Origin of the sequence: Pseudoalteromonas sp. UBA6610, from assembly GCF_002433295.1 — a bacterium.
In the GTDB taxonomy this organism is placed as follows: Bacteria; Pseudomonadota; Gammaproteobacteria; order Enterobacterales; family Alteromonadaceae; genus Pseudoalteromonas; species Pseudoalteromonas atlantica.
In genome coordinates this window covers 41,538-66,747 of sequence record NZ_DJHW01000115.1, presented here as the reverse complement: position 1 = coordinate 66,747, position 25,210 = coordinate 41,538, and the positions used below count along the sequence as shown (strand labels likewise).

At 38.7% G+C, this 25,210-nt stretch carries 17 protein-coding genes; 7 read left to right on the top strand and 10 right to left on the bottom strand.

All coding sequences use genetic code 11. The features are described 5' to 3' along the window. Nucleotides 1–217 precede the first annotated feature (217 nt). The gene (locus tag B4F91_RS15465; protein WP_096041967.1) at nt 218–862 is read right to left on the bottom strand and encodes a GNAT family N-acetyltransferase; all 645 of its coding nucleotides are present in this window, start codon (nt 860–862) and stop codon (nt 218–220) included. 211 nt (nt 863–1,073) lie between these two features. On the opposite strand from B4F91_RS15465, the gene B4F91_RS15460 reads away from it, so the two are divergent. The 3 genes from B4F91_RS15460 to B4F91_RS15450 all read left to right on the top strand — a co-directional run bounded on the left by B4F91_RS15460 (nt 1,074) and on the right by B4F91_RS15450 (nt 2,634). Continuing rightward, nucleotides 1,074–1,313: a DUF2789 domain-containing protein gene (locus B4F91_RS15460; protein ID WP_004585970.1), complete on the top strand. Its 240-nt coding sequence runs from the start codon at nt 1,074–1,076 to the stop codon at nt 1,311–1,313. Between the two features lie 270 nt (nt 1,314–1,583). Next, nucleotides 1,584–1,847, top strand: coding sequence for a hypothetical protein (locus B4F91_RS15455; RefSeq protein ID WP_004585969.1), 264 nt, complete (start codon nt 1,584–1,586; stop codon nt 1,845–1,847). 13 nt (nt 1,848–1,860) lie between these two features. Beyond that, nucleotides 1,861–2,634, top strand: a complete 774-nt coding sequence (locus B4F91_RS15450; RefSeq protein WP_024033695.1) for a Zn-ribbon-containing protein — start codon at nt 1,861–1,863, stop codon at nt 2,632–2,634. A gap of 224 nt (nt 2,635–2,858) precedes the next feature. Here the strand turns inward: B4F91_RS15450 and syd are convergent, their stop codons facing one another. Continuing rightward, nucleotides 2,859–3,398 carry a SecY-interacting protein gene (syd, locus tag B4F91_RS15445; RefSeq protein WP_286936662.1) on the bottom strand — a complete coding sequence of 180 codons (540 nt, stop codon included), beginning with the start codon at nt 3,396–3,398 and terminating at the stop codon, nt 2,859–2,861. Nucleotides 3,399–3,457: 59 nt separating this feature from the next. Between syd and queF the strand changes: the two genes are divergently transcribed. Then, nucleotides 3,458–4,303, top strand: a complete 846-nt coding sequence (queF, locus tag B4F91_RS15440; RefSeq protein WP_055255227.1) for an NADPH-dependent 7-cyano-7-deazaguanine reductase QueF — start codon at nt 3,458–3,460, stop codon at nt 4,301–4,303. Nucleotides 4,304–4,359: 56 nt separating this feature from the next. Here queF and B4F91_RS15435 read toward each other — a convergent pair whose 3' ends face one another. Genes B4F91_RS15435 through B4F91_RS15425 form a run of 3 tightly spaced genes read right to left on the bottom strand, consistent with a single transcriptional unit; the run spans nt 4,360 to nt 10,651 of the window. Then, the gene (locus B4F91_RS15435; RefSeq protein WP_286936659.1) at nt 4,360–5,241 is read right to left on the bottom strand and encodes a peptidylprolyl isomerase; all 882 of its coding nucleotides are present in this window, start codon (nt 5,239–5,241) and stop codon (nt 4,360–4,362) included. A gap of 20 nt (nt 5,242–5,261) precedes the next feature. Next, complete coding sequence (locus tag B4F91_RS15430) at nt 5,262–8,948, bottom strand: translocation/assembly module TamB domain-containing protein (protein ID WP_286936658.1); 3,687 nt, start codon at nt 8,946–8,948, stop codon at nt 5,262–5,264. Next, nucleotides 8,948–10,651 (bottom strand): autotransporter assembly complex protein TamA, encoded by a 1,704-nt coding sequence (locus B4F91_RS15425; RefSeq protein WP_414704618.1) that lies wholly within the window; start codon nt 10,649–10,651, stop codon nt 8,948–8,950. Before B4F91_RS15425 ends, B4F91_RS15430 begins: the two co-directional genes overlap by 1 nt. 237 nt (nt 10,652–10,888) lie before the next feature. Here B4F91_RS15425 and B4F91_RS15420 point away from each other — a divergent pair, with 237 nt between their 5' ends. After that, nucleotides 10,889–11,224 carry a ribonuclease E inhibitor RraB gene (locus B4F91_RS15420; protein WP_024033700.1) on the top strand — a complete coding sequence of 112 codons (336 nt, stop codon included), beginning with the start codon at nt 10,889–10,891 and terminating at the stop codon, nt 11,222–11,224. A 16-nt stretch (nt 11,225–11,240) separates the two neighbouring features. Here the strand turns inward: B4F91_RS15420 and B4F91_RS15415 are convergent, their stop codons facing one another. From B4F91_RS15415 to B4F91_RS15405, 3 genes are all read right to left on the bottom strand, one after another. Next, nucleotides 11,241–12,992, bottom strand: a complete 1,752-nt coding sequence (locus B4F91_RS15415) for a DEAD/DEAH box helicase (RefSeq protein WP_286936653.1) — start codon at nt 12,990–12,992, stop codon at nt 11,241–11,243. A gap of 171 nt (nt 12,993–13,163) precedes the next feature. After that, nucleotides 13,164–13,466: an H-NS histone family protein gene (locus tag B4F91_RS15410; protein WP_004585960.1), complete on the bottom strand. Its 303-nt coding sequence runs from the start codon at nt 13,464–13,466 to the stop codon at nt 13,164–13,166. A gap of 152 nt (nt 13,467–13,618) precedes the next feature. Then, entirely contained in the window at nt 13,619–16,438 is a 2,820-nt protein-coding gene (locus B4F91_RS15405) for a TonB-dependent receptor domain-containing protein (protein WP_138579826.1), read from the bottom strand. A gap of 381 nt (nt 16,439–16,819) precedes the next feature. Between B4F91_RS15405 and B4F91_RS15400 the strand changes: the two genes are divergently transcribed. After that, the gene (locus B4F91_RS15400; protein ID WP_286936248.1) at nt 16,820–17,998 is read left to right on the top strand and encodes a DUF547 domain-containing protein; all 1,179 of its coding nucleotides are present in this window, start codon (nt 16,820–16,822) and stop codon (nt 17,996–17,998) included. Nucleotides 17,999–18,053: 55 nt separating this feature from the next. Continuing rightward, a complete protein-coding gene (locus B4F91_RS15395; RefSeq protein WP_286936247.1) occupies nt 18,054–19,841 on the top strand; it encodes a 2OG-Fe(II) oxygenase family protein in 1,788 nt (595 codons plus the stop codon). A gap of 624 nt (nt 19,842–20,465) precedes the next feature. On the opposite strand, the gene B4F91_RS15390 is transcribed toward B4F91_RS15395, so the two are convergent. Beyond that, complete coding sequence (locus B4F91_RS15390; protein ID WP_286936246.1) at nt 20,466–22,115, bottom strand: tetratricopeptide repeat-containing sulfotransferase family protein; 1,650 nt, start codon at nt 22,113–22,115, stop codon at nt 20,466–20,468. A gap of 60 nt (nt 22,116–22,175) precedes the next feature. After that, entirely contained in the window at nt 22,176–25,034 is a 2,859-nt protein-coding gene (locus B4F91_RS15385) for a TonB-dependent receptor domain-containing protein (protein ID WP_248462442.1), read from the bottom strand. Nucleotides 25,035–25,210 lie beyond the last annotated feature (176 nt).

The window sequence follows — 25,210 nt, the reverse complement described above, 5'->3', positions numbered from 1 at the left end:
TTGACAAGTTAAATACTACGCGAGTTTGGGTTTCATCCTACTAGGTAAACAAAATTAATTTTTCGTAATATATATGAAAAAATATAAAACCCAATACTAAACAAAAGCTTACCCTTTTAAAGCTGCATTTATGAACGACCGTAACTGATAATGCGCACGTCAATGTAAGATATATCTCACGGGCATATGTCCGTAATGGCGCTTATCGCTTACAGACTTACTTTGCATATGGTTTAAAAAGAAGCTCTCCGGATACTTTATTAAAGGCAAGTGCTTTATAAGTGCTAAATCCTTCTGATTTAAAAAACGTATTATGCTCTTGGCGTGTAACAAAAACGGCAAGCCCTTTAGCTCCTGTGTTTTTAGTTGCTAAATCATCTAAGCCTCGTAACAGGTAGCGCCCAAGCCCGTGGCCTTGCACGTGCGGGTCTACCGCAATAAACGCTAAATAGTAGTAATCGCCAATCTCATTAAGCGCAGTGCGTATTGTTTGCTCTTTTTCTATTAGTTGGTTGGTTTGCAAATACCCTGCGCTCAGCATTAACTTTAAGCGCCAATGCCAATAACGCTCTGGTTGTAATTGGCTGCTTGACTCAAATACACACGCCACCGCTTTTAATTTATCATCGCGGTACAAGCCTATTAATGGCAGTTTTTCTTGCCAAAAAGCACTGAGCTCTTCGCGTATCACTGAGCGTAATTTTTTCTCGTAGGCAGCTATATTATGTTGATCATAACCTAATAAATTTTGAAGTAGCGGATCATCATGATAGGCCTGATAGATTAAACTCCCTGCAGTGCTTATATCTTCAGGGGCAAGGTATTGTACGCTTAATGTGTGCTCATTAGAGGTGACTGTCATTGTGTATCCTTTTTGCTTTACTACCCTCAACGTTGCCAAACTATTTACCGTATATAAAGTAATTAGCAATTGTATGGCGAAAATGTTTATCTATACTGCAAGTTAACTATATACCTAAAGCAAAAATACCGTCAATTCAGCGAGAGTTTAACTAGCAAAGCCTATAGTCTGGCTCTAAGCTTGGTTTAATTTAATCAGATGGAGTAATAATATGGATACGACAAAACACGATATGAAAACGTTGTTTGCACAATTGGGTTTACCTAGCTCAGAACAACAGATTGACGATTTTATTGCTTCTCACTCACTAGAAGACACAACGCTTTTACAACAAGCTCCTTTTTGGGATGAATCACAGCAGCATTTTTTAGCAGAATCGCTAGCAGAAGATGGCGCGTGGAGCGAAGTAATTGATGAACTTGATGTGAGGCTTCGCCAAGAAGGTAAGTAATACTAATTTGCTTAATTATGCGACCTATTTTGAGGCTCGATAAACGTGTTTATAGCTAAGCAAGAATTCACTATTTGCTTGTTCTAAATGAAAAATTTTTAACACAGGTAGCGACCCGTTTAGCCCCGCAAAATGATTAAGTATTATTGCGAATTGGTATAATCCCCCCTCTACTTATACCAAGGCTTTATGCGCCTTGGTATTGTTGCTACTATAGCACCCGCGCAGCAAACACTTGCTGCGCTTATATATTAAAGAGTTACAAATCTAATGAATGCAGTTGTATTTGATGCAATTAAAGTCCTTCTTGATGAAGGCAAAACCCCTACTGTTGCCCTAACTAAAAGCCGTTTAGCACAACCTGTGCCTATGCCGGTTATTATTGCCGCAGTAAGCCAATATAAAAATAACCCTGATTCAATTCATAATTTAATGAAAAACCCTGAGCAGAGCATCGTTGAGCCTAAAACATCTCAACTCGATCGCATTGAGAAAAAACTCGATAGGTTGCTAGCCCTGTTAGAGCAAAAATAATTTGAGACTATAAATGTTCGTTGTTGATTTAACGTTTGACTGCTACCAAGACACCACCCTAGAGCAAGCCGAGCAAGCCATTAACCGATTAGTTAATGCACTGCGTTTTAACGGCCAAATTATGGGTGAAGAATTCCCAACTGTACTAAAAGATGGCTATTTTATTACCCGTGTAATGTGCCCAACCGAAGACGCCATGCACCCATTAAATAATAGCCCTTTTGTAAAACACAGTATTGAGAAGCTGCACAGTGCAGGTTTACTTGCTCCTAAAATAAAAGTTATCGGCCAAGACATTCACTCAAACGGTGCCGATACCTGTAAATCGCCTTCAAGCTATATTTTATACACAACCTATGTGCATACCTGTAGCCCACTGTATTGTGGTGATGACTTTTTACCTGTGCCATTATTTACTATTCCGGCCATTGCTAATGGGGATTATAAAACACTCATAAAATGGCAAGAAGATTGGCAAGCCTGCGATCAAATACAAATTAACGGCGCTACTCGGTGTGAATTTCCAGCGCTTGAAGAAATATCAAGCACACAAAGTGACTTATATCGTCGCGGTAAAGACATTGCTAAACGTATCCGCTTTTTAACTCAAAAACCGGTTTATTATTATTTATACCGTGTAGGCGGTGTAGATAAAGCCTCAGAACTTGAGCGTAAATGCCCTAGCTGCAATAGTGAGTGGAAATTGCCAGAGCCGTGGTTTGGGTTATTTGATTTTAGGTGTGAGCCGTGTGGGTTGGTATCTAATGTTTCGTGGGATTTTCAGTAACTAAAAGCCTGCACTTTGCAAAATAAAGTTACACACCTTATACAAAATCAGCTTAATGCATTGCACTAAGCTGATTTTTTAATGCTCAATTAAATTAAGTAAAAGCGGCAAGTAAGGCTACAGTATCGTTATTTTTACTGTAATAACTGAGCAACCTTTAACGCATCTTGCACAGGGCTTATACTGCACAATAATTACTATTACTGCACATTAGTTTAATTAATCTAAACCTCAAGCGCTTTTAAAAAAGATTCTATATTGGGTGCAAGTACATGATGCGGCTTTTTACCTACGTACTCTAAACATACCTCACCGGTTTTTAGCTGCACGGTAACCAGTAAGTCATCTTGCTCAGTTAAACCTATAAATAGGGTTTCTGGCTGCTTTAATTTTCGTTTCATTAATACATGACCGGTAATATTTTGTTGCAGCAGGTCAAAATCATCTTTATTCCAAGCTTGTAATAACTCCACACGGTGACCATCTATACTAGCTAAAATGCTACCGCCATACATGTGCCCATAAAACTCATCAACCCCTGCTGGGAAGCTCAGTTCAAGCGCGTTAGCTAAATCTGATAATGAACCTGCAGGGGTTTGCAAAGCACTTTTCCATTGAATATTGCCTTGTGAGTCTACCTCGCCAAACTCGCAAGGGCTAGGCCATTGTTCATCGTGTGCCATAAGCGGATATTTAGCGGTGTTTTTAACGGTTTTTTCACAAAATTGCGTGTGAAGTTGGGCCATTTGCATTGCAACAGACATACTGCGAAACTCATTTAAATTAGATATAATGTCCCTATTGTAACTATTTAAGAGCAAACATGACAGATTACAGCAATTCTCCAGACCTTAAAGGTAGTGTGTTAGGACAATCTACTGAATACGTAGATGTATATTCGCCTAGCTTGCTTTTTCCTATTGCCCGCAAGTTAAATCGTGATGCTTTAAATATTGACGAAGCCGAGTTGCCCTTTAAAGGCCAAGATATTTGGACAGGTTATGAGCTTTCGTGGTTAAACGCTAAAGGTAAACCGCAGGTTGCCGTGGCGCTGTTTACTTTTGCGTGCCAAAGCAGCCATATTATTGAGTCTAAGTCGTTTAAACTTTACTTAAATAGCTTTAATCAAACCCGCTTTGAAAGTATTGAGGTGGTAAAACAGCATTTAATTGAAGACTTATCAAATGCGGTAAATAGCGATGTAGCGGTAACGTTATACGCACCAGATGACTATAACTGTTTACCTTGCACGCCATTACCTGGGCAGTGTATTGACGATTTAGATATTGAAATAGATAACTACGATATTGACGCCTACTCACTTAAATCAAAAAGTGACACCCTGGTTACTGAGACCCTGCACAGCCATTTGCTTAAATCTAACTGCTTAATTACCTCGCAGCCAGATTGGGCCAGTATAATTATTCGTTACACTGGTGAGCAAATATGCCATGAGGCACTCTTGCGTTATTTAATTTCATTTAGAACCCACAATGAGTTTCATGAGCAATGTGTAGAGCGTATTTATAGTGATTTAACCACGCAGCTAAACATTAAAGAGCTTGAAGTCTATGCGCGTTATACACGCCGCGGTGGGCTGGATATAAATCCGTATCGTTCAACGCACTATAACGATACGCCTTTTGCGGTAAAAATTAATCGCCAGTAATACCAATCGACTTAAATATCACCATAAAAAAGGAGCTTAAGCTCCTTTTTTATAAGTTAATCAATGCGCTTAGTCGGAATAGGCATAGCGCACACATCAACATAATTATGGGCGTATACAAACCAAGGTTCGGTGCGATTTTTTCGCGCCTCAATCAATTCTCTAAACGATTGCGAGTCTGTTTTCATAACATTAAAGGTGCTTTTATCACGCTTAATATCGGCTAACACCTCAATGTTTGTAATTGGGTTAAATGGCGTATTAAGAATAGGCTTACGCTTTAAGCGATTAAAGTGCTCCATACCTTCAAGCACTCTTCCAAATACAGTAATATTTTTATCAAGGTAGCGCGGGCCTTGGCCAATGGTGACAAAAAATTCAGTGCTTGCACTGTTTACCTCATTACCACGCGCCATGGCAAATACACCGTGGCAATGTACTTGCCAAGTTTGTGTATTAGAGGCGTTTTGTGCGACAGCAAAACCGTTTAAAAACCCCGTTACAGGCGCGTAACCATCGCCTTGCAGCTCTGTAATTTTAAGCGGCTGTGCGGTGCTATGGTAAAACTCTGCAGGTACAGTTTTATTAGCCGTTTTAATTGCTTTATTGCCTGAGCTGTCGCCTCCTTGTGCTACAAACCCTTCAACAAAACGATAAACACGGGTATTTTTATAAAAGCCTTCTCGTGCAAGTTGTTTTATGTGCGCAGTATGTTTAGCTGCAAGCTGCGGGTTAAGCTCAACATAAGCCGCCCCTGTAGGCAGCGTAATTTTTAAAACATTTTGCTTGTCTACATTTCGCCATTCGTGCGCTTTAGCGTGCTTTATTACCTCGCTTGCGCTACGGATTGGAGTTTGTTGAGTGCCCGCGTGTTGCTCTGTGTATTGGGCGCAGCCAGTTAATCCTGTTATTAGTGCTGCTAAATATAATCCTTTCATATAATCCTTATACTGCCTATTTAGTCCCAATCAAATTTGTAGAGTAAATCAACATTTTGATTTAAACCACTGGTGATCTCTACATAAAATTGCGAAAGCAGCTGATAGCGAATAGCGACCTCGCTGAGCGAGTCAAATACCCCTACGCTGTATTTAACTTGTAAGCTAGGCGCTACATAGCCCGATATTTCAAGCTTAGTGTTATCGCCAGAGCCCGTTGAACTTAAGCTTACATCAGATAAACCAATGGTTTCGCCAACTTTAGATACAACGCCTTCACTACGGCTCACCCCTTGTGAGAGCAATAACTGAGTAAGCATGGCATCGCTTGAACTGTCGCCCTCGCCTAGCGGCTGCCCATTGAGTAAATAGGCCAGCGCTTGTGCTTGATCCATTGCCGGCTCAGAAAATACTTTTAAGGTAGGTTGCTCAACGTTACCAGTAAGCGTAACACCTGCCACAACATCGTTTGCTGTGGTGTCTGGATTACGGATGGCTTTAATATTTAAAAATGGTTGCTCAATTGAGCCACTAAACCCTATTTGCCCAGTACTAATAATTAAATCTTGGCCAAAAGCTAAATACGTACCATCGATTAAATTTAGCTCGCCGGTAGCAATTATAGGGGCACCTTGGCTCATTTTGATGGCTAAATCACCCGCTATTTTCGACTCAAGACCAAACGATTCTATTTTTACATCGTTTTTAACAATCACTTTTAAATTTACATCGTAATCAAACGGCACGTTTTCAGCCGTTTCAGTTTGTTGATCAACAATAATCTCATCGTCGCTCACTTGAACGGCGCCCTCTGGCAGCTCTTCAATCATTACCCTGCCATAAGGCACAATCACTTCGCCAGACAGCTTTAATGCATTATTTGCGAGCCCAATAGTTAAATCAGGCGATACTTTAAACGTCACGCCTTGCTGCGCGCGAACAAAAAACTGCTCGCCGTTAACGCTTACATTTACCTCAGGCTGTGCACCTTGCCAATCTGCGTCGCCGGTTAGGTTGATTTTACCGCCTTGGGTGTCGTTTAAATTACCTTTAATTGTGGCGGTGGTTTTATTAAATAAAATGTTTACATTAGATTTTTGCAACACCACCGGCAACTGCTCACCTTCTAAATTGATATCACTGACATTTAGCTCACCATTTAATAGAGGGTCTTGCAAAGTGCCGGCTACTGCCACGTTACCTGTTATATCGCCTTTTAATTGCTCAAGGGTTTCGAGAAATGGATGTAAGTCTGATAGCAATATTTTATCTATATTAAGGTGACCGTTTAATGTTTGCTGATTTTGAATATCATCAATATTAATTTCGGTGGCTATTTTACCTAGCACACTTGAGCGTAAATCGGCCTCTAGCTTACCCGTTTTAGAATCAGTGTAGGCACTGACTTTTAGCGTTTCGATGGGTAATCTAAACCGATCTTCCTCTGAGGTAAGAACAGCAACAAGGTCATCCGCATTTAAATTAGCGCGAAGTGTTTTTAATGCGCCCTCGTTCCAATTTGCAGCAAAGTCGCCGCTTATATCGCCACGCGTACGCATGTTATCTGGTAAAAAGTGTTTAAGCTCTTCAAGCGCTAAATTGCTCAACGTAGCATTAAATTGGCCCAAGTTTTTAGTTTGCGCAAGGGTATTAATACATAGCTCACTTTTGTTTGAGCGCCAGCAATGCGCACTCACATCAAAATCGCTGGTTTGGGTATTAAACATCACCGCAATTTTTTTACTATTACTAAAGCTGAGTTTTTTATCACTTAGCGTTATATTACTGAGCGAGCCATTCCACACGTCATTATTGAGCTTACCGGTTACTTCAAGCTCAGCAGCGCCTTGCTCTGCATTTATGGCGGCCACCAGCTGATGGTCGGTTTTATCGCCAGTGGCAGTTAGCTCAACACTATTAATTACCTGATCAGCAACCATTGCTGAGCCTACGTTTAAGCTCACATCGGTTTGCCAATCTGCGGCTGTATCGAGCTGACCGTTAAGGGCGAGTTTGTTAACGTTTATGTCGTTATACATAAAGTTATCGAGTAATAACGATAAATCAACGGCGGGGGTTAAACGGGGCCCTCTAACTTTTAAATCGGCCTTACCGTTTGCAACGAATGGCAGATTAGTTTGCTCATTTCCGGTAAGTGTTACTTTTCCGTCAACCTGCCAGGTGTCGTCAACTTGCCCGCTCAAGGTTAATTTATTGGCACCGCTACTTAAATACAGGCTGTCTATATTGGCTTTTAGCGTATTGTTAAGTGTAAAGTTTGAGGCAAATTCAAGCGGTGTTTGGTTCAGTGTACCTGCAAGTTGTGTATTATCCATTTGCAAGTGCCAGTTTTGCCCTTCGCTGTTAAAGCGCCCTTCTAGCTGGCCAGAAATATTACTTGTAAGCGCATCTGTTAAGTATTGTGCTTTTAAGCTATTTAGCGAACCGGTAAAGTCGGCTTGTATGCCCTTTTGCCAATTAACATTACCTTTAAATATTGCACTACTGTCGTTTGCTTTTAGGCTTAAGGTACTTAGCTGGGCTTGGCTAAGCGAGCCGTTTAATTGCGTGTTTAATACTACAGCTGGATAGGCACCTAATTGGCTATGCGCTTTTAAACTTAGCGTGTAATCATCCGCATTACCCGAGGCTGATAAATCAACATTATTTACTTTTAGTTCGTTACTTTGAGCGTCAATCAACCATTGCTCAACTTTACCAGTAAGTTCAAACGGATAATTTTTTTGTTTTAAATTAGCCGTTGCCGTTAGATTTAATGGGTACTGACCAGTCGTGTGCAAGTTTATGTTTAAATCAGATAGGTCACCACTTAACGCTAAATTCGCTTGGTGCAAGTCGCTGTTTAGCGCTACTTTCGCGTTTAATGGTAAATTACCTGCAAGCTCACTAGTTAACTCTGTATTTAATTGCCATTGTTGGTACTGCGCGCTAAGCGTTTGTAAGTTAACTTTTTCATCTTCTACATTTAATACAAGCGCTATATTTTCGATTGTGTGAGTTTGCTCACCTTGCTCAATATCCACCTTTTTAACGTCAAACTGCTCTACCCGTAAATTAAGGGGCGATGTAAATTCTATATCTGGTAACGCAGGTAGCGCTGTTAGCGCCTGGCCTTGATTAGCCGTTGCTTGTTGATTAGATGAAGCGGGTTGCTCTTTAAGCTTTACCAATACATCACTAATAGTTAGGCTTTTTAATGCTAAGGTTGCATCTTCAGCTTTCGCTGCAAGGGTAAAGTTATTTACGGTTACATCAGCACTGGAATGATTTAATACAAATTTGTTTATTGCTACATTTTTAACGGCAATATTAAAGGGAAACGTAATTTTAGTTAATGGCTTTTGGTTGCTCTGTTGTGTGGCTTCAGGTGTATTGCCAAGGGCAAGTTTGATTGACCGCGCACTTACATTTTCAATACATAGGCCATCGCACTGCCACCAAAATAAATCTATTTTAAGCTGCTGCGCTTTAAAATCTGTACTTTGGTTTTTAAAGCTCACATTAAACGGGTTGTTATATAAAAAGCGCCCTTTTTTAATCTCGATATGTAAGCCATCCACCATTTTATTGGCACTATAAGCAATAAATTGATTACCGGGCGCAGTAAATAACAAACAAAATATAATAACGGCAAGCGTGATTAAAACGCCGATGACGGCGGCGGATATTTTTTTAAATACTGACATTAAATTTCTGGCCCTATGGTAATGCTTAAACGTGTGCTTTTACTTTCTTTAGTAAGCCCCCATGCATGGTCTACTTTTACGGGGCCAATGGGTGTTAAATAACGAAAGCCAAAGCCTGCGCCCACTTCAAAGTCGTCCGAAAAATCATTTGTGGCAGTACCGCCATCAACAAATAAAGCGGCGCGCCAATTTTGTGCAAATTGGTAATTGTATTCAATAGTACTGGTTAGTAAGTATTTACCACCAATTAAATCACCGTCTTCATCTTGTGGAGAAATAGACTGATAAGCAAAACCACGTACACTTTGGTCACCACCGGCATAAAAGCGCAGTGAGTAAGGGACGTTTTCAATATTATCGACCAGCATAGCGCCCACGTTTGCTTTTAAAAAAACTAAGTGTTTATCTAAATAGGTTCGCAGCCACGCATGCTGCAGCTGCACCCGCACTAAGTTTGTGGTTGAAAGTACATCATCTAAACCAAACTCAGCCGAAATTAGCCACTGCTCACCCCAATAAGGCGTTGTGCCTCCTTTTGACTTTTTACGGGCATAGCTAATACCGGGCATAAGCATTTCGGTGCTTTCTTCTGGTTCATCACCAATGCGGTATGTTTCTTGGTCTCGACGTAAAAAGGCCGTGCGTACCCATTTATCTTCAGTTAACCATTGGCGCTGCAGTTGGCCGGTCAGTATTTCACTGTATATGTCATCGGCAAGTTCATCTTCTAACTTGTAACCCACTGATAAACGCCATAAATCGTCGTTAGGGTCATCTACCGGAATGGTGTACGCCATAGAAATATCTTGCTGTTTCTCAGCTACATTTAAATTGCTTTCGAGGTAATGCCCATCTTCTGTGATCCAGGGTTTACTCCATTTAAAACGCACTTTCGGGCCCAGCTCGGTATTAAAGCCACCGCCTACTTCGTAGCTATTAGCAGGTTTGTGTAGCACATCAATATTTATAGGCACTTGGCCGTTGGCTCTTGCTGGTATATCGGCATAAATACGCACGCTTGCAAAATACGGTGTGCTTGAGAGCTCAAGGTTATAATCGGCAATTTGTGTGGCTTTATAAGCTTGCCCTTGGGTAAAAGGTGCAAGTGAACGAATGTATTTTTCTGCGGGGGTTTCGCTGGCAATGATTATATTGCCATACGTGTAGCGCACGCCGGTATCTATATTAAATGTAATAACGGCACTGTTTTTTTGCACTGATACAGCAAGTTTTCGGGCTGGCCATTTAGCATCAAAATAGCCTAGCTCTAATAGCATTGACTCTATTTTTTTATGAGCTGAGTCGTACCTGCCATGATTAAGAACATCGCCCTGGGTTAAATTTAAGTTTTTAATAACGTTTTGTAATTGCGAGTCGTTTTTACCCTCACCATTAAGCGTTATATTGATAGCTTCTATGCGCGTTGCAGGGCCGCGCTCTACTTTAACGATAAGCTCTTTGTCGTCTTTATCAAACTCAATGTCTACCGTTGGGTTGTAATACCCCAGCGCTTTAATACTGCTTTGCACTTGCTTTTTAGCATAGCGGCGCAAGGTTCTGGTGGGTTTTTCGCCAACCAGTTGTTTTAAATAGAGCTCAACGTTACTTTCTAACTCGCCACTAATCCCTTTAATTTCGTAATCTTCAATTACCCTTTGCTCAGCACTGGCTTGAGTGCTTATAAAAAAAGCTAAAAAAAGCACAAAACGTAATAACTGTTTGAACAAGTAAATATCCTTACTTTTTATTCTTTAAAATTTAACCACCAATGAGTTGCATACTACCATAGCCATAATGAGCAACACATTAACTTAATGGTAATCTTGCACCAAATTTCACTCCCCTTTAAAGCCTATAAAGTCAAAATTAATACGCTTTAAAGCAATATTTTGGTTACAATAGTGGCTACGAATACAAAATTAATTTTAAATGAGTTTTTAATGCAATTCCCTGATGATGATAACGGCCAACTTTTAGCCGAAATAGCCGCTGCTGGCGTTGATTTAAGCAAAATGCACCAAATCGATTTTTTCATTTTATTTGAACAACAAGCTGATGCTGAAAAATTTGCCAAAGAAATAATCTCTGATGCATTAGTACAAAGCGCAAACGTTGAAAAATGTAAAGACACTGGCGTGTGGGAAGTGATTACTCATGTACAAATGGTGCCAGAGCACACATTGCTTGGCCAAGCAGAGCAATACCTTGAAAGTATTGCTAATAGTTACAATGGCTATGGCGATGGCTGGGGTTTAATGGACGAAGACGCCGCTTAACAAAAATCAGTTAAGCTTAGCCGCTTAACTGATTAGCTTTTCTAAAGTTGCCAGAGTAATCAAATAATTTATCAGATACCTTCCAGCCATACTTTTTACTTTTACGCGCGATAACAAAATCAGGGGGCACTAAATCAAACTGTGCCTTTATAACCTGCTCAGCACTTTTAAATTCGACAGGCGCTTGCCCCTGCCCTAGGCGTTTACCAAACTGTTTATTAAAAATATACTGCCCGCCTTTACTGGCAAGGTTATATACCTCATCGCAACTTGCACCATCTTCATCAAAGTAGGTTACTTTAATTAAATCATCTTTAAGTTTTACCACTGATAACCCACTACAGCGCAGTACTAACGCATCTTTTAAATTAAGGGCGTTACGTAGCTTGTCGTCGGGGTCGGCCATTACTGCGCCGCAATCATGGCATTTACGAGCTGCTATATCGTTTTGAGCGCCGCATTGTTCGCACTCTTTAAACCTAAACCGATAATCGCATTGCTCTTTATGGCCTTCGTCATCTTCTAATAAACCTTGGCAGCGCCTGCCAAAATGCTCAACTACTTTGCCATCAGCATCGGTTTTTCCCCAAAAAATATTTGCAAACCCACACCCAGGGCAAAGCACTTGAACGGGCTCATTATCGCTATCACCTTTTTTATCGCCCACCTCAGGGTGAAATAAATCAAAGCCGTTGCCTGCGTAATCTATAACTAAGCAGTCTGTTTTTCCTTCATTTAGCCTAAGCCCACGGCCAACAATTTGCTGGTATAAGCTAACCGATTCGGTGGGACGTAAAATAGCGATAAAATCGACATGCGGCGCATCAAATCCGGTGGTTAAAACAGAAATATTAACGAGGTATTTTATGTTTTTTTGTTTAAATTGATTTATTAATTTATCGCGCTCTACATTTGGGGTATCGCCAGTTATAAGGGCACTTTGCTCTGCGGGTAAATAAGTTAAAATTTCTTGCGCGTGCATCACCGTTGCCGCAAATATCATCACGCCTTGGCGGGTTTCACTGTATTGTATTACCTGCTTCAGTATAGCTTGCGTTGCGCGCTCGCTATTTTTTAAAAGCGCATTCATGTCATCAGTCGTATATTGACCAAACGCATTAGTAGCCAAGGACGAAAAATCATAATGACTAATTGCCGCGTCCACTTCATTTGGCGGCGTTAAGTAATTATGTTTGATCATATACCTGAGCGGTAATTCAAATATACAGTTTTTAAATGGACTTTCTTTATTACCTTTTACAAAACCATGGTAATGATGATGGTATATCCACCCCATTCCTAATCTATAAGGTGTGGCTGTTAAACCCAATACTTTTAACTGAGGATTATATTCTTTGAGCGTATTTATAACCTTTCCATATTGGCTTTTTTTATCACCATTTACTCTGTGGCACTCATCAATAATAAGCAAAGAATAATGCTCATTTAATTTATTTAAATTACGCGATAAAGACTGAACACTGGCAAAGGTAACTTGGTGGCTGAGTGATTTTTCTTTTAACCCTGCTGAAAATATACTCGCTTCTAAACCAAAACTTTTATATTTTTGTGCGTTTTGTTCTACCAACTCTTTAACATGTGCAAGCACCAAAATTTTTTGCTTAGCAATTCGCGCAAGCTCTGCAATAACAAGGCTTTTACCCGCACCGGTAGGCAGTACAATCACGGCAGGATCATTTGTTTTTCGAAAATGTAAAACAGTGCGCTCTACGGCCTCTTGCTGATACGGCCTTAATTTATAGCTCATGAAAATAGTAAATAGAATAACCAGAAATGCAGTTTAACAAATACTAAGCGACTGCGGGGAGTTTAAGGTAAGTTTTGGCCAATTAAATCTCGCGTACAAAGCGTAAGCCTAAGTTTAGTTATTAAATTATACGCCATTAAAAAGAGAAGCCGTGGCTTCCCTATTACTTTATTAAGCTAGGTGCTTTTGTAAATCAACACCTTCAAACGCTTTAGGGCGACGACCACGACCGGTCCATTCAATCACTTCGCCATCTACTTCGATACGATACTTAGCTTTTACTTTAGTACGTTTATCTGCAGTACCGTCTTGTAAATCTTCTAACGTAAGTCCTTTTTCTTTTAAAAGATCCAACACTTCCTGTTTAGCTTGTAGCTGCTCAGTATATTTTGCAATCGCATCAGTGATTAATTGTTGTGCTTTTTCTAGCTCAGTTAATGATGCTGTTTTAATAAAAGATCGAACTTCTTTCATTTATATCTCGCTCAATTATAGGGTTAGATTTTAATTCCTTTTTAGTATAAGCCTAAAATAGTAAATAGGCTACGAGAAGAAAGTATTAGCTATTTTTTAGAGTTTAAAAAAAAGCCGTGATTAAAATCACGGCTTTGACATTTAATAACTAATTAAAACTTAGTAGTTAGACTTAATTGTAAGTATCTACCAGTTACATCATATGCTTCTGAAACTGTATTAATACCTGTACCGCCGCTAGAAGAGCTTTGGTTAGCAACTGGTGGTTGCTTATCAAATAAGTTACGAACAGTTAATGTCACATTTGTACTATCAGAGAAGCTATAGCCCGCTGAAATATCGTGATAAACAACTGATGGGAATTCGTTATACTTCTCTAGAGGAGTAAAGTCTGTGTAGTTGAAGTTACCTCCATCAACACTATCCTTTGAACGATCCCAGTAACGCATACGCCACGAAAGGTTTAAATCTTCTAGGCCGTAGCTTAAGTTAAGATTAGCTCTGTTATCTGGTGTGAATACTTGACCGGCTTTTTCAACTGTTTCACCACTTATGATTCCTGTTTCATCATATTTTATCAGGTGATTCCAAATCAGATTTGCACCAAATTCACCATGCTCAGTATCAATCTTGTACGCTAATTCAATATCTACACCAGCAGTTTCAATATTATTTTCGTTACTTGTTCCTGAGTTAACTTCAACTAAAGCACCATTTTGGTCACGTAAAGAATTTCCACCACAAGTTGAATCAAAGTCAGCAGCACTTACATCAAAACAACGATTTAGTACTGTAGTACGGCTTGTCGTTGAAATAGCATCTTCCACAGAGATATCATAGTAATCAACTGTTAAAGCAAACTCTTCTGTTGCTTGCCACACAACACCTAAGCTATATGTGTCTGCAGTTTCTTCTTGAACTTCTTCATTACCACCAATGAAACCACCAGTGCTTTGTGCTTCTGTTTGTGTTAATTCAAACGAGCCATTTGCAGCAACGCGAGCAGCAATCTCAGGAATTGATAAACAGTTCTGAGCTACATTACCTGTCGAAGAAGCCGTTACACCGCTACATGGATCAGTAACATTAGCAAAAGTTTCGCCTCTTCCACCAAATAAATCAGCAATGTTTGGTGTACGTATAGCTGTTGCTGCTGAAGCTCTAAATTTCAATGTATCAATTGGTGAATATTGAATACCCGCATTCCATGTTGTTTGACCACCAACAATTTCGTGATCTGAATAGCGAGCAGCTAAGTCAAGCTCAAGATTATCTAAAATAGGTAATATTGTTTCTACATAGTAATCGTTAGAGTAGTAACTCCCATCAGTTGGTAGTGAGCGGTTAGTACTTGACGCACCAGTTTGGGCTAAATCACCAGGGTTAAAGAAACCACTTTCTAGGCGATGTTCAGCCCCCATAGCTACCCCAATTCGACCGCCTGCAAGTTCAACAGGTAACTCACCAACTAAAGAAGCTGAAACTATAAATTGCTCAGTTTGGCCAGCAATTTTGGCAGGTACTTTAACGTAATCAACAGCCTCTGCTGAAACAGAACCCTCACCAAATAAATTTAAAGGTACACAACCTTGTAAAACAGCTAAATCATTTGCACATTGAAGTGAACCATCGTCGTTTTGCACTACATCAAAAGCTTGTGCTGCTCTTTCAATGTTAACTTGGCCACCACTGTCTTGACGTTGATCCGTTTTACCCCAAGATACATAAGTATTTAATGACCAGTCATCATTGATCATCCAATCTATACCAGTTGCAATTCGAACAGTATCACGCTCTAAATCAGTAGAACGAGCACCGAACTCAACCATACGGCGAACTAGCTCAGGAATGTTATCATCTAGTCCATAACCGTCATTAAGGAGATTTTCACGAAGTAACTCCGGAACCATAGGATTACTTAGCTTTATCCCACCTTCTCCGCCACGCTCTGGTAAGAATACATCATTAGTAGAAAATGGTGTTGGCTCAATAGTCGAGTTATAAGTTTTTGATGAATTCCAGTTCATTTCAGCAAAAAATTCAACTTCATCATTAATTTCTTGCTTGATGTTAAGGGCAGCGTACTTTCTTTCAAGAGGCGTGACAAGCTGTCGATAATCCGCTCTGTTAAACGCATCACCACCTTCAAGCCCTGTATAAGGGGTGCCATCAGCATTATATGAGCCTACTCTACCTTGAGGAGTATACGAAGAGAATACCTTCCCTACATACTCGTTACCATTTTCATCAAGTAGTATCGCTTCATCAAACTCAGAAAATGCACGGTCAGAAGGTTTTAGACCTTTGTCATCATCATAACCAATAGCGACGGTTACGTTACCAGAATCCCAACTGTTACCGGCGGTCAAGTTTAGCGAGTACTTTTCGCGATCGCCTTCGCCTGATATACCAGTTTGAGCATTAACTTCCACACCCTCTACGTTGTCACGAGTGATAATATTTACTACACCGGCTACAGCATCTGTACCATATATAGCCGAAGAAGCACTTTTTAAGATTTCGATACGCTCAATCATTGAGGCAGGAATGGCATTTAAATCAACGGCATAACCACTTGAAGGCGAACGGCCAGATACAAAACGTCGGCCGTTAACCAATACTAAAGTGCGCGCTTCACCTAAGTTTCTCAGTGAAGTTGTGTTTAAACCTACGCCAGAAGTACTGAATGAAGAGTTAGATTGATCTGCACCAGCAATAGCAACAGGTGATTGGTTTAAAACGTCAGCTACGTTCAATGCACCCATTTGCTCTATATCAGTTCTACCGATGATAGTCACAGGTACTGGTGTCTCTACGTCTGTACGCTTAATACGTGAACCAGTTACTTGAATACGTTCTACTTTAGCAACACCCTCTTCTGCAGCAGATGAACTTGCTGAAAACGCAGCTGCAGATGCTGCACCAAAAGCAATTGCTAAGCGCACTGCTTTTGAAACTTGATTATTTAACATGTGATTCTCCCTGAATACTTCTAATAGTTTATTTTTATACAGCTAGCTAATACTTAAAATTAACCAGCTCGCAAATATTAATATCATTTCAAGCACAAGGTCAACAAAGCTATAACCAAAAATACCTTTTATTTACAAAAGCTTGCGTTTTCATTCCGTTTACATGTACCGTTTTTATCACTATTGTGAAATATACATTATTGTTGAATTAAGGCTTCTCGCATAGACTTAAAAAACACTACGGCAAACCAACAAAAACCAACGATAAAAACCAACCTTGGTTAACAATTAGTTTCACCTTGTTTGCATTAAGTGTATAAAATGTATTTAGAGTGAAATTTGTACTTTGAATAATTAATCTAATTAGAAAGGAAAATAAAAATGTATAAATGGCTATTACTACTTTGCCTTACCACTAGCAGTTTTGCTTTTGCAGGTGTTGAAGGCTTACCTAAGGAGTTTGCTGATTTTAGTATCAATAATGATATTACCGTCTCTTACGACGATTTGGACCAACTTCTAAAATTGACCGTTTTAGATACTGGCCGTTCGGATAGAAAAAAAGCGTCTAAATCGCAAGCATTGATTGGCACAAAAATGCGTTCGTCAAGAAAGAAAAATACAAAAAACGAAGCTAACAGGTTTTTCTTTGAAGAAGTTAGTAAGTCTGAAATAAGTGAAGGATTTAATAAAATACGTACAAGCCTAGAAAGCTTACCCAATGAGATAGCTTTAAATAACTTATCACTAAATGAACAGTTGGCTTATTGGCTAAACCTTTACAACACCGCAGTAGTTGAACAACTACTCAAACACTACCCTGTTAGAGACACTGAAAAGTTACTCTTTGGTAAAAATAGCATTTTAGAAGAAAAGTTTTTATCTGTCTCAGGACATGCATTGTCTCTAAATGATATTCAAAAAATAGTTTTTAAAAAATTCACTAATAAGCCTATTGTTATGTATGGCTTTTACCAGGGTAATATTGGCAGTCCTAATTTAAGAGCCGAAGCATACTCCGGCAAAAAGGTATTTCATCAGCTTGAAGATAATGGTGACGAATTTGTTAATTCCAACAGAGGTTTATACATTGGGAAAAAAAATAAACTTTACGTCTCAAAATATTTCGAGCAAACAAAACCTTTATTTGAAAATTTCGAGAGTGATCTGCATTACCACCTAGAAAAATATGTAGATACAAGTATGCGATACGACGTAAAAAATGCTAAGTCGATTAGGTTTAAAATTGAAGATTGGAGCATTACAGATATATTTGGAACTGAGAGAGTTATCGGCGGCTCTTCAGCAACTAATAACGCAGCTATGCTTAATGCGGTAGTAAGTAACTCTACTTATCCAAAGGGCGCCGATGGAAGTGGCTCTGGTGTTGGAGCTGTAAACCTCAACTTTATTTCTGACTCAATCACCAATAAAACAATGGATTTTGGTCGGTTTTCTGCTGATCAAATTGAAAAATTAAAAGCATTAAAACTAAAAAATGAGCAGAATTCGGGTACAGTCAACATTAAAGACTTATCGACTGATAAAAGCGAAAATTAAAATTCAAATGTATTTTACATCCTGTTAATATAAAAATAAACAGGATGTAATTTATATGCAGAACTTTAAAGCTGCTCTTACTGCGTACAATACAAAAAACTTCCAAAAATCTCTTGATATAATTGATGAATTTAAACTTTCAAATCTAGACGCCCATTTACTAAAAGCAGCTAGCTTAACTGCTTTGAATAAAAATGATAAAGCCATTGAAATATATCAATGCGCACTAAAAAATAACCCTACAAGTACTTCATTACTAGAAAACTATACCGGACTACTTTGTAAGCTGGGCGATTTTATGAGTTGTTTAAATCTATTAAACACAATAGCAACAACCGTTTCAGTTAAGCTCTCCTTAAATAAACTAGAAGCATTAATAAAATTAAATCACTTACTTGAAGCTAAAAGATTAGTGAAATTAATAAGTACACCAACTAATTTAGGGTTTAGGTTTCTATGGTTGAAAATAGAGCTACATGAGGCGTTAGGTGAGTTAAATATAATTGAGAATATTATTAATACGCTTCCTGAAGCACAGCAGAATAACTTTTATATAAGCTATAAAAGAGCCTGTAATTTAAGGAGTATGGGACGCTTTAATGAGGCTTTAGGTTTACTACTAAATATAGAAAAAAAGGAAAGTACCACACCAGAAATATTATTTTTAATAGGCTGTATTTATAAAGATTTAAATAATATCCAACAGTGTGAACGCTATTTAAATAAATGCTTAGCAATTGCGCCTTATTATGTTCCTGCACATGAAAGCCTTAATAAACTTTACTACTCAACGAAAAACAAAAAATTGTTTTTAAGTAGCTATAAATTAGTAAAGCAGAAGTACGAACCTCACCCTGTAATTGAACATTCTTTTATATCACAGCTTATTAAATCTGATAGCTATGAGTCTGCCTTAGATGTTTCAACTAATGCATTAAAACTATTTCCGAATGATCATGCAATAGTTCATGCGCATAGCGTGGTATTAGGAAAACTTAATGACCATGAAAAAGCTTTTAATTTATTGAATCAATTAGTTAAAAAAGTACCTCATGAAAGCAGGTACCGAATAGATTTAGCACACTACCTTATATTAAATGGAGACTACATAGAAGCAATTAGACAATTAGAAAGTGCTTTAAAATACGATTACTTTAATCAAGAAGTTTGGGCTTACTTAAGCACCGCGTGGCGCTTATCAGCTAACGATAAATATTATTGGCTGACGAATTACGATCAATACGTAAAAGTTTTTGAGCTTCAAAAACCAAAAGGGTATAGCACTAGCGGACAATTTTTAGAAAATTTAACTGACCTATTACTCAATTTACACGCACACAGTACACAATTGATTGATCAAAGTGTAAGAAGTGGTACCCAAACAGAGGGGCATCTCTTATTTAGAAGTAACAAGCTAATAAACGACTTTAAGCATTCTATGAATAATTGCATAACAAGCTATTTAGCTAATCTGCCAAAAGACCAAAAACACCCTCTGTGTTCAAGAAATAATAATGCATTTAAAGTGAATGGAAGTTGGTCAGTCAAGTTAGGTAACAAAGGGTTTCATGCAAACCATATACACCCTGCTGGCTGGTTATCGGCACCAAGTTATATTTCTCTCCCCAAGGAATTAAATGAAAATGACACTAATAAAAGTGGCTGGTTAAAACTAGGGGAAACGTGTTTAAACCTTAAAGAAAGAGAAGAGATAGCGCGAAGTATTTGCCCTAAAACAGGTCAAATGGTTATATTTCCTAGCTATATATGGCACGGTACATATCCTTTAAAAAGTACACAACCACGTTTAACTGTTCCATGCGATGTTATGCCTATACTTTAGATTAAAATCCAGTATTAGCTGATGGCTTTTTACTTCCAGAAGAGTTTTCTGACTTGAGCTTAAATAGGGATATAAAGGTTTATTATACTGATTTAACCAGCACCTCGACTTAACAGTTGTAGATGGATGTCGGACAGAACGGCTTTAAAGTCAATGGAGTCTATAGGTACAAGAATAAGATCAACTAGAAATAAGCGTAAAGCATTATAAGCCACTCGCTTTTATTTTGAAGAGGTTATAGAAACAGGTCTTAAAAGTGGGTTTAAAAAATTCGTTTAAGTCTAGAAAATGTCCCAGTTCAAGGCTCTCTGAACGATCTCAGCCTAGATGAACAGCGCGCCTATTGGTTAAACTTATATAATATTGCCATGATTGAAAAGCTAATTCAGTGGACTTCCCATAGTGCTGTGCAATGTGCTGGTGCTGTTAATGGGAGCTATTTAGCAAGTTTTTTTCAGAGAAAATAGAGTCTCAAACGCAATTTTGTTCGACTGTTTTAAGCAAGCTTTATAAGCCTCGAAGTTAATAGAGAAAAAGCAGAGCCTCGGTGGAGATGAAAGATTTGCCAACGCAGAATTAGATTATATCAGCTCTCTACTGAGAGCTGTAAATTGTAAATAAGTATTAAAGCGACAAGTTATAAAACGCTTCAAACTCCTTTTCAGATATATTTTGCTTAATGTACTCACTAAAGTTTTTATATCTACCAGATGAAGAAGTATAGAGGGGCTTTCTAACTTGCCACACACTCGCTGTACTTACAATATTTCTTTTCTCATGGAATGTGCTGCTTTCATCTTTATATTCAATACCTAAAAAATCAAACAAGGGTATAAGAACTTTTTCAGGATTTGAAACTAATTCATCATAGTTTACCGTAAAAATATCATTGGTATATTTTTTTAACCAATGGCTTTTAACTTTTTGCTGCGCTGTATAGTAATGTAGTGTATCGCTAAGGTTAGTAGCATAATTTAAGCTAGGCCCTAAATGTTGAAAATATGCCGACAAACTATTATCTCGAATATCACGCTCCGTCCATATAATCTTAGCGTTAGGATAAATACGTTTGATTTGGTCAATATAGAGGTAGTTTTCAGGCCTTTTATCTGTAACGAATGCCCTCTTATTAGCTCTAAGCGCTAACTCACGGTTATAGCCCTCTTTAAACTCTATTGTACTGGCTGTATTTTCGAGCTTAATTGGATTAGCAATTAAGTTAAATAAATTTTTGTGAATATAGTCAATTTCGCCACCAGCACTAATATAATCAGATGCAGCAAGTATTTGCTCAATTAAAGTAGAACCAGAGCGGAACATGCCACAAATTATGATTGGTGTTAACTCACTATTTTCATTGCTAGTGACTGGCTTCTCCTTTCGTTCTAAAGTTAATTTGGTTAGTTTTTCAATCTCATATTTATTGTATTTCGGTATATATGAACGATTAACTCTATTTGCACTAAAATAATACTCCCAAGCTTTTTTATAATCAGCAATATCATTAAATACTTTACCAAGGGCATAATACAAATCAGCCACTATCGAATTATCTTTTTCTTGCTTAATAATTTTTAGGCTCACTTGCTCATATTCTAGCGCCAAAGCAGGGTTAAATGTAACTATGTCAGCAAGCCTAGCATGCGCTAAGCCATGCTTAGGGTTTATAACTAGCACTTGCTGGAATAGCTCTAAGCTTTTGCTTTTATTGCCCATTTGCTCATAGATATTAGCTAAATTAAAATAAGCATTTACATTGTTTTTTTGAATTTCTATTGCTTCTTCTAAGCAATATATTGCGCTTTTATGATCATTTAACAAATCAGAATAAACTAACGCTATCTCTAATTTTACCAAATAAATATCGGGAAATTGATTTTCTTGCGCACTCAAAAGGTGCTGCTTAGCTAAAAATCCATTACCTAACTTTCGAGCTAAGCTGCCAAGCAAGAAATGAGCATGCGCGTGATTAGAGTTTTGGCTTATAAATGCTTTTAATTTGCTGATTGCAGTATCGGAATCACCGCTCGACAAATACAATTGAACTAATGTATTGATGTAATCAAATTTGTTTGGAACAATCGAAACTAACCTTTCACTAATTAGCTTAGCCTCATTAAGGTTTTTTTCACTCATTGAAACCTTGAATAATAGAATAAGGGCCTGCTCTGCAGTATTTTGATTAGCAGCTAATATATTAAGTGTTGCTTTTCCTTTATTGATTTGACCACTGTTTAGCTCCTTTAAAGCTTGCGATAAGCTAACTTGCGTCATTCTTAAATTTCTCCATAAAAAAAAGCGAGCCTAAGCTCGCTTTATTTATATCACAAATAATTAGAATTTAAATGATACAGTTGTATGGAAATAACGACCCAGCGTGTCGTAGTAACCAGCAATAGCGTTAGCATTTGTTGATAAACTACCGCCTAAAAGAGGTGGCTCTTTATCTAAAACGTTATTAACACCTACTAATAATGAAGTGTATTCATTAATAGTGAAGCTAGCTTTAAGGTCAAGGTAGCTTTGTGAGCTTATACCGCCTTGAGCAAGCGTATCATCACCGCTGTAATCGCTTACTTCACCGAAGTAGCGCCATTTAGCAGTTGCACGCCAGTAAGTATCCATGTCGTAGCTAAGAGTTAAAACATGTCGCCATTCAGGTTGAGCAAAACAACTGTTATCAAGAGTACCTACACAGTCATATGCTTCACTTACACCTGGAATATTATCGTACTCTTTACTAAGCATGTAAGTACCAATTAGGTTAGCTTTTAACATGCCACCGGCTACTTCAAAGTCATAGTTTGCACTTAAATCGACACCTTCCCAATGTAATTTACCAAGGTTAACGTTAGTTGCTACAACTTGGCCATCACCAATCCATAAGCTACCGCTACCAGATGTCCTTTGTACGTTATCACAGAAAACAGCATCACCAGTAAGTGCACAGTTAGTTACAATCTCTTCAGGATTGATAGCACCAATCGCATCTTCAAGTTCAATATCCCAGTAATCAATTGAGAAGTTGAACCCTTCAAATGGGTTAGCAACAATACCAAACGTTATTGTATCTGCAATTTCAGGGTCTAAGTCAGGGTTACCACCGAAGAAACCATTGTACTGAGATGCTGGGCTCGCAGAAACATTACCGTACTGAGATGCAGAAACACCTGTATTAGCACACTGTGCAGCAGATAATGAAGGAGTATCAGTAGCACAAGGATCTGTACCGCCCCATAAGCCTGTGCTTTGGTTAGCAAATAATTCACCATTATTTGCGGCACGAACTGCGCGGTTATAGCTTGTACGGATTTTCCAATCGTCCGTTACATTCCAATCAAGCGCTAGTTTATAAGTAGGCTCAGCACCAGAAGTACTGTAATCAGACCAGCGGTAACCTAAATCAACAGCAATGCTCTTAGCAAAAGGTGCATCTTCAAGAATAGGTAAGCTAACTTCTGTGTAGAACTCAGTTAGGTCGTATTCACCATTTAAGCTTTTAGTAGTACCACCTTGGCCTAGTAATAAACCTTGTGCGTATACTTCATCAGCTGTACGGCTAAATGTTTCTTCACGGTACTCTGTACCAAATACTGCTGCAATTGGGTAATCTGAACTAGGAAGGCCAAAGTCAAATTCACCAGTTACATAACCACCAACAATAAATTGCTCTGTTACACCGTTAAGAATAGCTGTACCTGTTAAAGAACCGGCCGCTTCTGATGTAATACCTTCAAACTCAAATACTTCATAAGGTATACAACCATCGCTAGTTGCACAATCTTCACCATTTGCAGATAGAGCTGTGGCTATACGCGGACCAAAGAAGTCATTAATGTAAGCTGAAGAAGAAGACGTTGAACCATATTGAACAAATGCATCATATGACCACATATCGTTGATCTCGCCTTCTGTACCAAGTACTAAGCGGAACGAGTTATGTTCTAATTGGTCTGCACGAGCACCACCTTCAACGTTACGTTTACCGATGTATGTAGCAAATTGATCACCCGACGTTAAACCAAAGCGGTCAGTTAAGTCTTGACGCTGTTGGTCAGTTAAAAGTGGGCTGTCGAAGTCAATATTATAGTTTTCATTAAAGAACGTACCTGATTCAGCGATTTGTGCTGTAGTACGGTCACGCATGAACATAGCTTCTACGTATGGGTGAAAGTTATCATTAATTTCATAATCAGCAAATAAACCAAACGTATGGCGTTCATCAGGACGCATAAAGTGGTTTATTGGAGCATAGTTATATAAGTTACCTACTGAATCTTCAAAACCACCAGTACCGTCAAGCGTCCAGTAGTCGTAATCAGACCAATCAAAAGCCCCATCAGCAGTTGGCGAAGACACGTAGAAATTTGGAACAACAGCATTACCTGAACCACCACATGACGTACCAGCCGCATTTAGAGCACATGATGAGTAATCACGAGCGCCTTGGCGAAGTTCGTTTTGCTTATTATAAGTAATGTAGCCTACAGCGTGACCTTTACCACCGTCGAAAGAACCACCTAAAGTAGCACTAAAATCAAAAGATGAACCATCAAGGCCAGAGCTACCCGTTGGGTAATCAAAATCTTTGTCATCCATTAGGCCTTGGATGTAGTCGTTGTCGTTATCATGTTGGTAAGCCGTAGCACCTACATCAACAGCAAAACCTTCAAATTTGTCGTCCATTACGAAGTTAACAACACCGGCAACTGCATCTGCACCGTAAGTAGATGAACCACCACCAGTTAATACTTCTACGCGCTGTATTAGAGAGGCTGGAATTTGGTTAACATCAGCCGATTGAGTGTAAATACCACCTGCTTGTGCGCGACGGCCATTGATTAAAACTAGAGTACGTTGCGAACCCATACCACGTAAGTCTAATGTTGCTGTACCTGTAGCGCCATTAGATTGGAAAGCAGTAGAAGAAGCCTCTAGTTGAGGTAAGCTGTTTAACATGTCTTCAACACGTGTAAAGCCTGAAACTGCAATTTCTTCTGCTGTTGTAATTTGTACTGGGCTAGCTGTTTCCATATCAGTACGCTTGATACGTGAACCAGTAACTTCGATTCGTTCAACTTTTTCAGCTGACTCTTCTTCTGCGGCAAATGAACTTGCAGAGAAAGCAGCAGTAGACGCTGCACCAAAAGCAAGGGCTAGGCGCACTGCTTTTGTAACTTGATTATTTAACATTTGATTCTCCCTGGGTCACCACTTGTTAGAAGCGACTTATTATTTAATTATTTATTATTGTTACAGCATGTTAACCATAACTGATACAAATACTAAACAAAAACCATTTAAAAGCCAACTAATGTTAATGATTTTTTAAAATTAAATTCCAAATGTAAATAAAGTAGGTACAAAAC

Bases quoted from the DNA above. Each gene is read 5' to 3' on its own strand.
- B4F91_RS15465 (WP_096041967.1), bottom strand. From the start codon at position 862: ATGACAGTCACCTCTAATGAGCACACATTAAGCGTACAATACCTTGCC.
- B4F91_RS15460 (WP_004585970.1), top strand. From the start codon at position 1,074: ATGGATACGACAAAACACGATATGAAAACGTTGTTTGCACAATTGGGT.
- B4F91_RS15455 (WP_004585969.1), top strand. From the start codon at position 1,584: ATGAATGCAGTTGTATTTGATGCAATTAAAGTCCTTCTTGATGAAGGC.
- B4F91_RS15450 (WP_024033695.1), top strand. From the start codon at position 1,861: ATGTTCGTTGTTGATTTAACGTTTGACTGCTACCAAGACACCACCCTA.
- syd (WP_286936662.1), bottom strand. From the start codon at position 3,398: ATGTCTGTTGCAATGCAAATGGCCCAACTTCACACGCAATTTTGTGAA.
- queF (WP_055255227.1), top strand. From the start codon at position 3,458: ATGACAGATTACAGCAATTCTCCAGACCTTAAAGGTAGTGTGTTAGGA.
- B4F91_RS15435 (WP_286936659.1), bottom strand. From the start codon at position 5,241: ATGAAAGGATTATATTTAGCAGCACTAATAACAGGATTAACTGGCTGC.
- B4F91_RS15430 (WP_286936658.1), bottom strand. From the start codon at position 8,948: ATGTCAGTATTTAAAAAAATATCCGCCGCCGTCATCGGCGTTTTAATC.
- B4F91_RS15420 (WP_024033700.1), top strand. From the start codon at position 10,889: ATGCAATTCCCTGATGATGATAACGGCCAACTTTTAGCCGAAATAGCC.
- B4F91_RS15415 (WP_286936653.1), bottom strand. From the start codon at position 12,992: ATGAGCTATAAATTAAGGCCGTATCAGCAAGAGGCCGTAGAGCGCACT.
- B4F91_RS15410 (WP_004585960.1), bottom strand. From the start codon at position 13,466: ATGAAAGAAGTTCGATCTTTTATTAAAACAGCATCATTAACTGAGCTA.
- B4F91_RS15405 (WP_138579826.1), bottom strand. From the start codon at position 16,438: ATGTTAAATAATCAAGTTTCAAAAGCAGTGCGCTTAGCAATTGCTTTT.
- B4F91_RS15400 (WP_286936248.1), top strand. From the start codon at position 16,820: ATGTATAAATGGCTATTACTACTTTGCCTTACCACTAGCAGTTTTGCT.
- B4F91_RS15395 (WP_286936247.1), top strand. From the start codon at position 18,054: ATGCAGAACTTTAAAGCTGCTCTTACTGCGTACAATACAAAAAACTTC.
- B4F91_RS15390 (WP_286936246.1), bottom strand. From the start codon at position 22,115: ATGACGCAAGTTAGCTTATCGCAAGCTTTAAAGGAGCTAAACAGTGGT.
- B4F91_RS15385 (WP_248462442.1), bottom strand. From the start codon at position 25,034: ATGTTAAATAATCAAGTTACAAAAGCAGTGCGCCTAGCCCTTGCTTTT.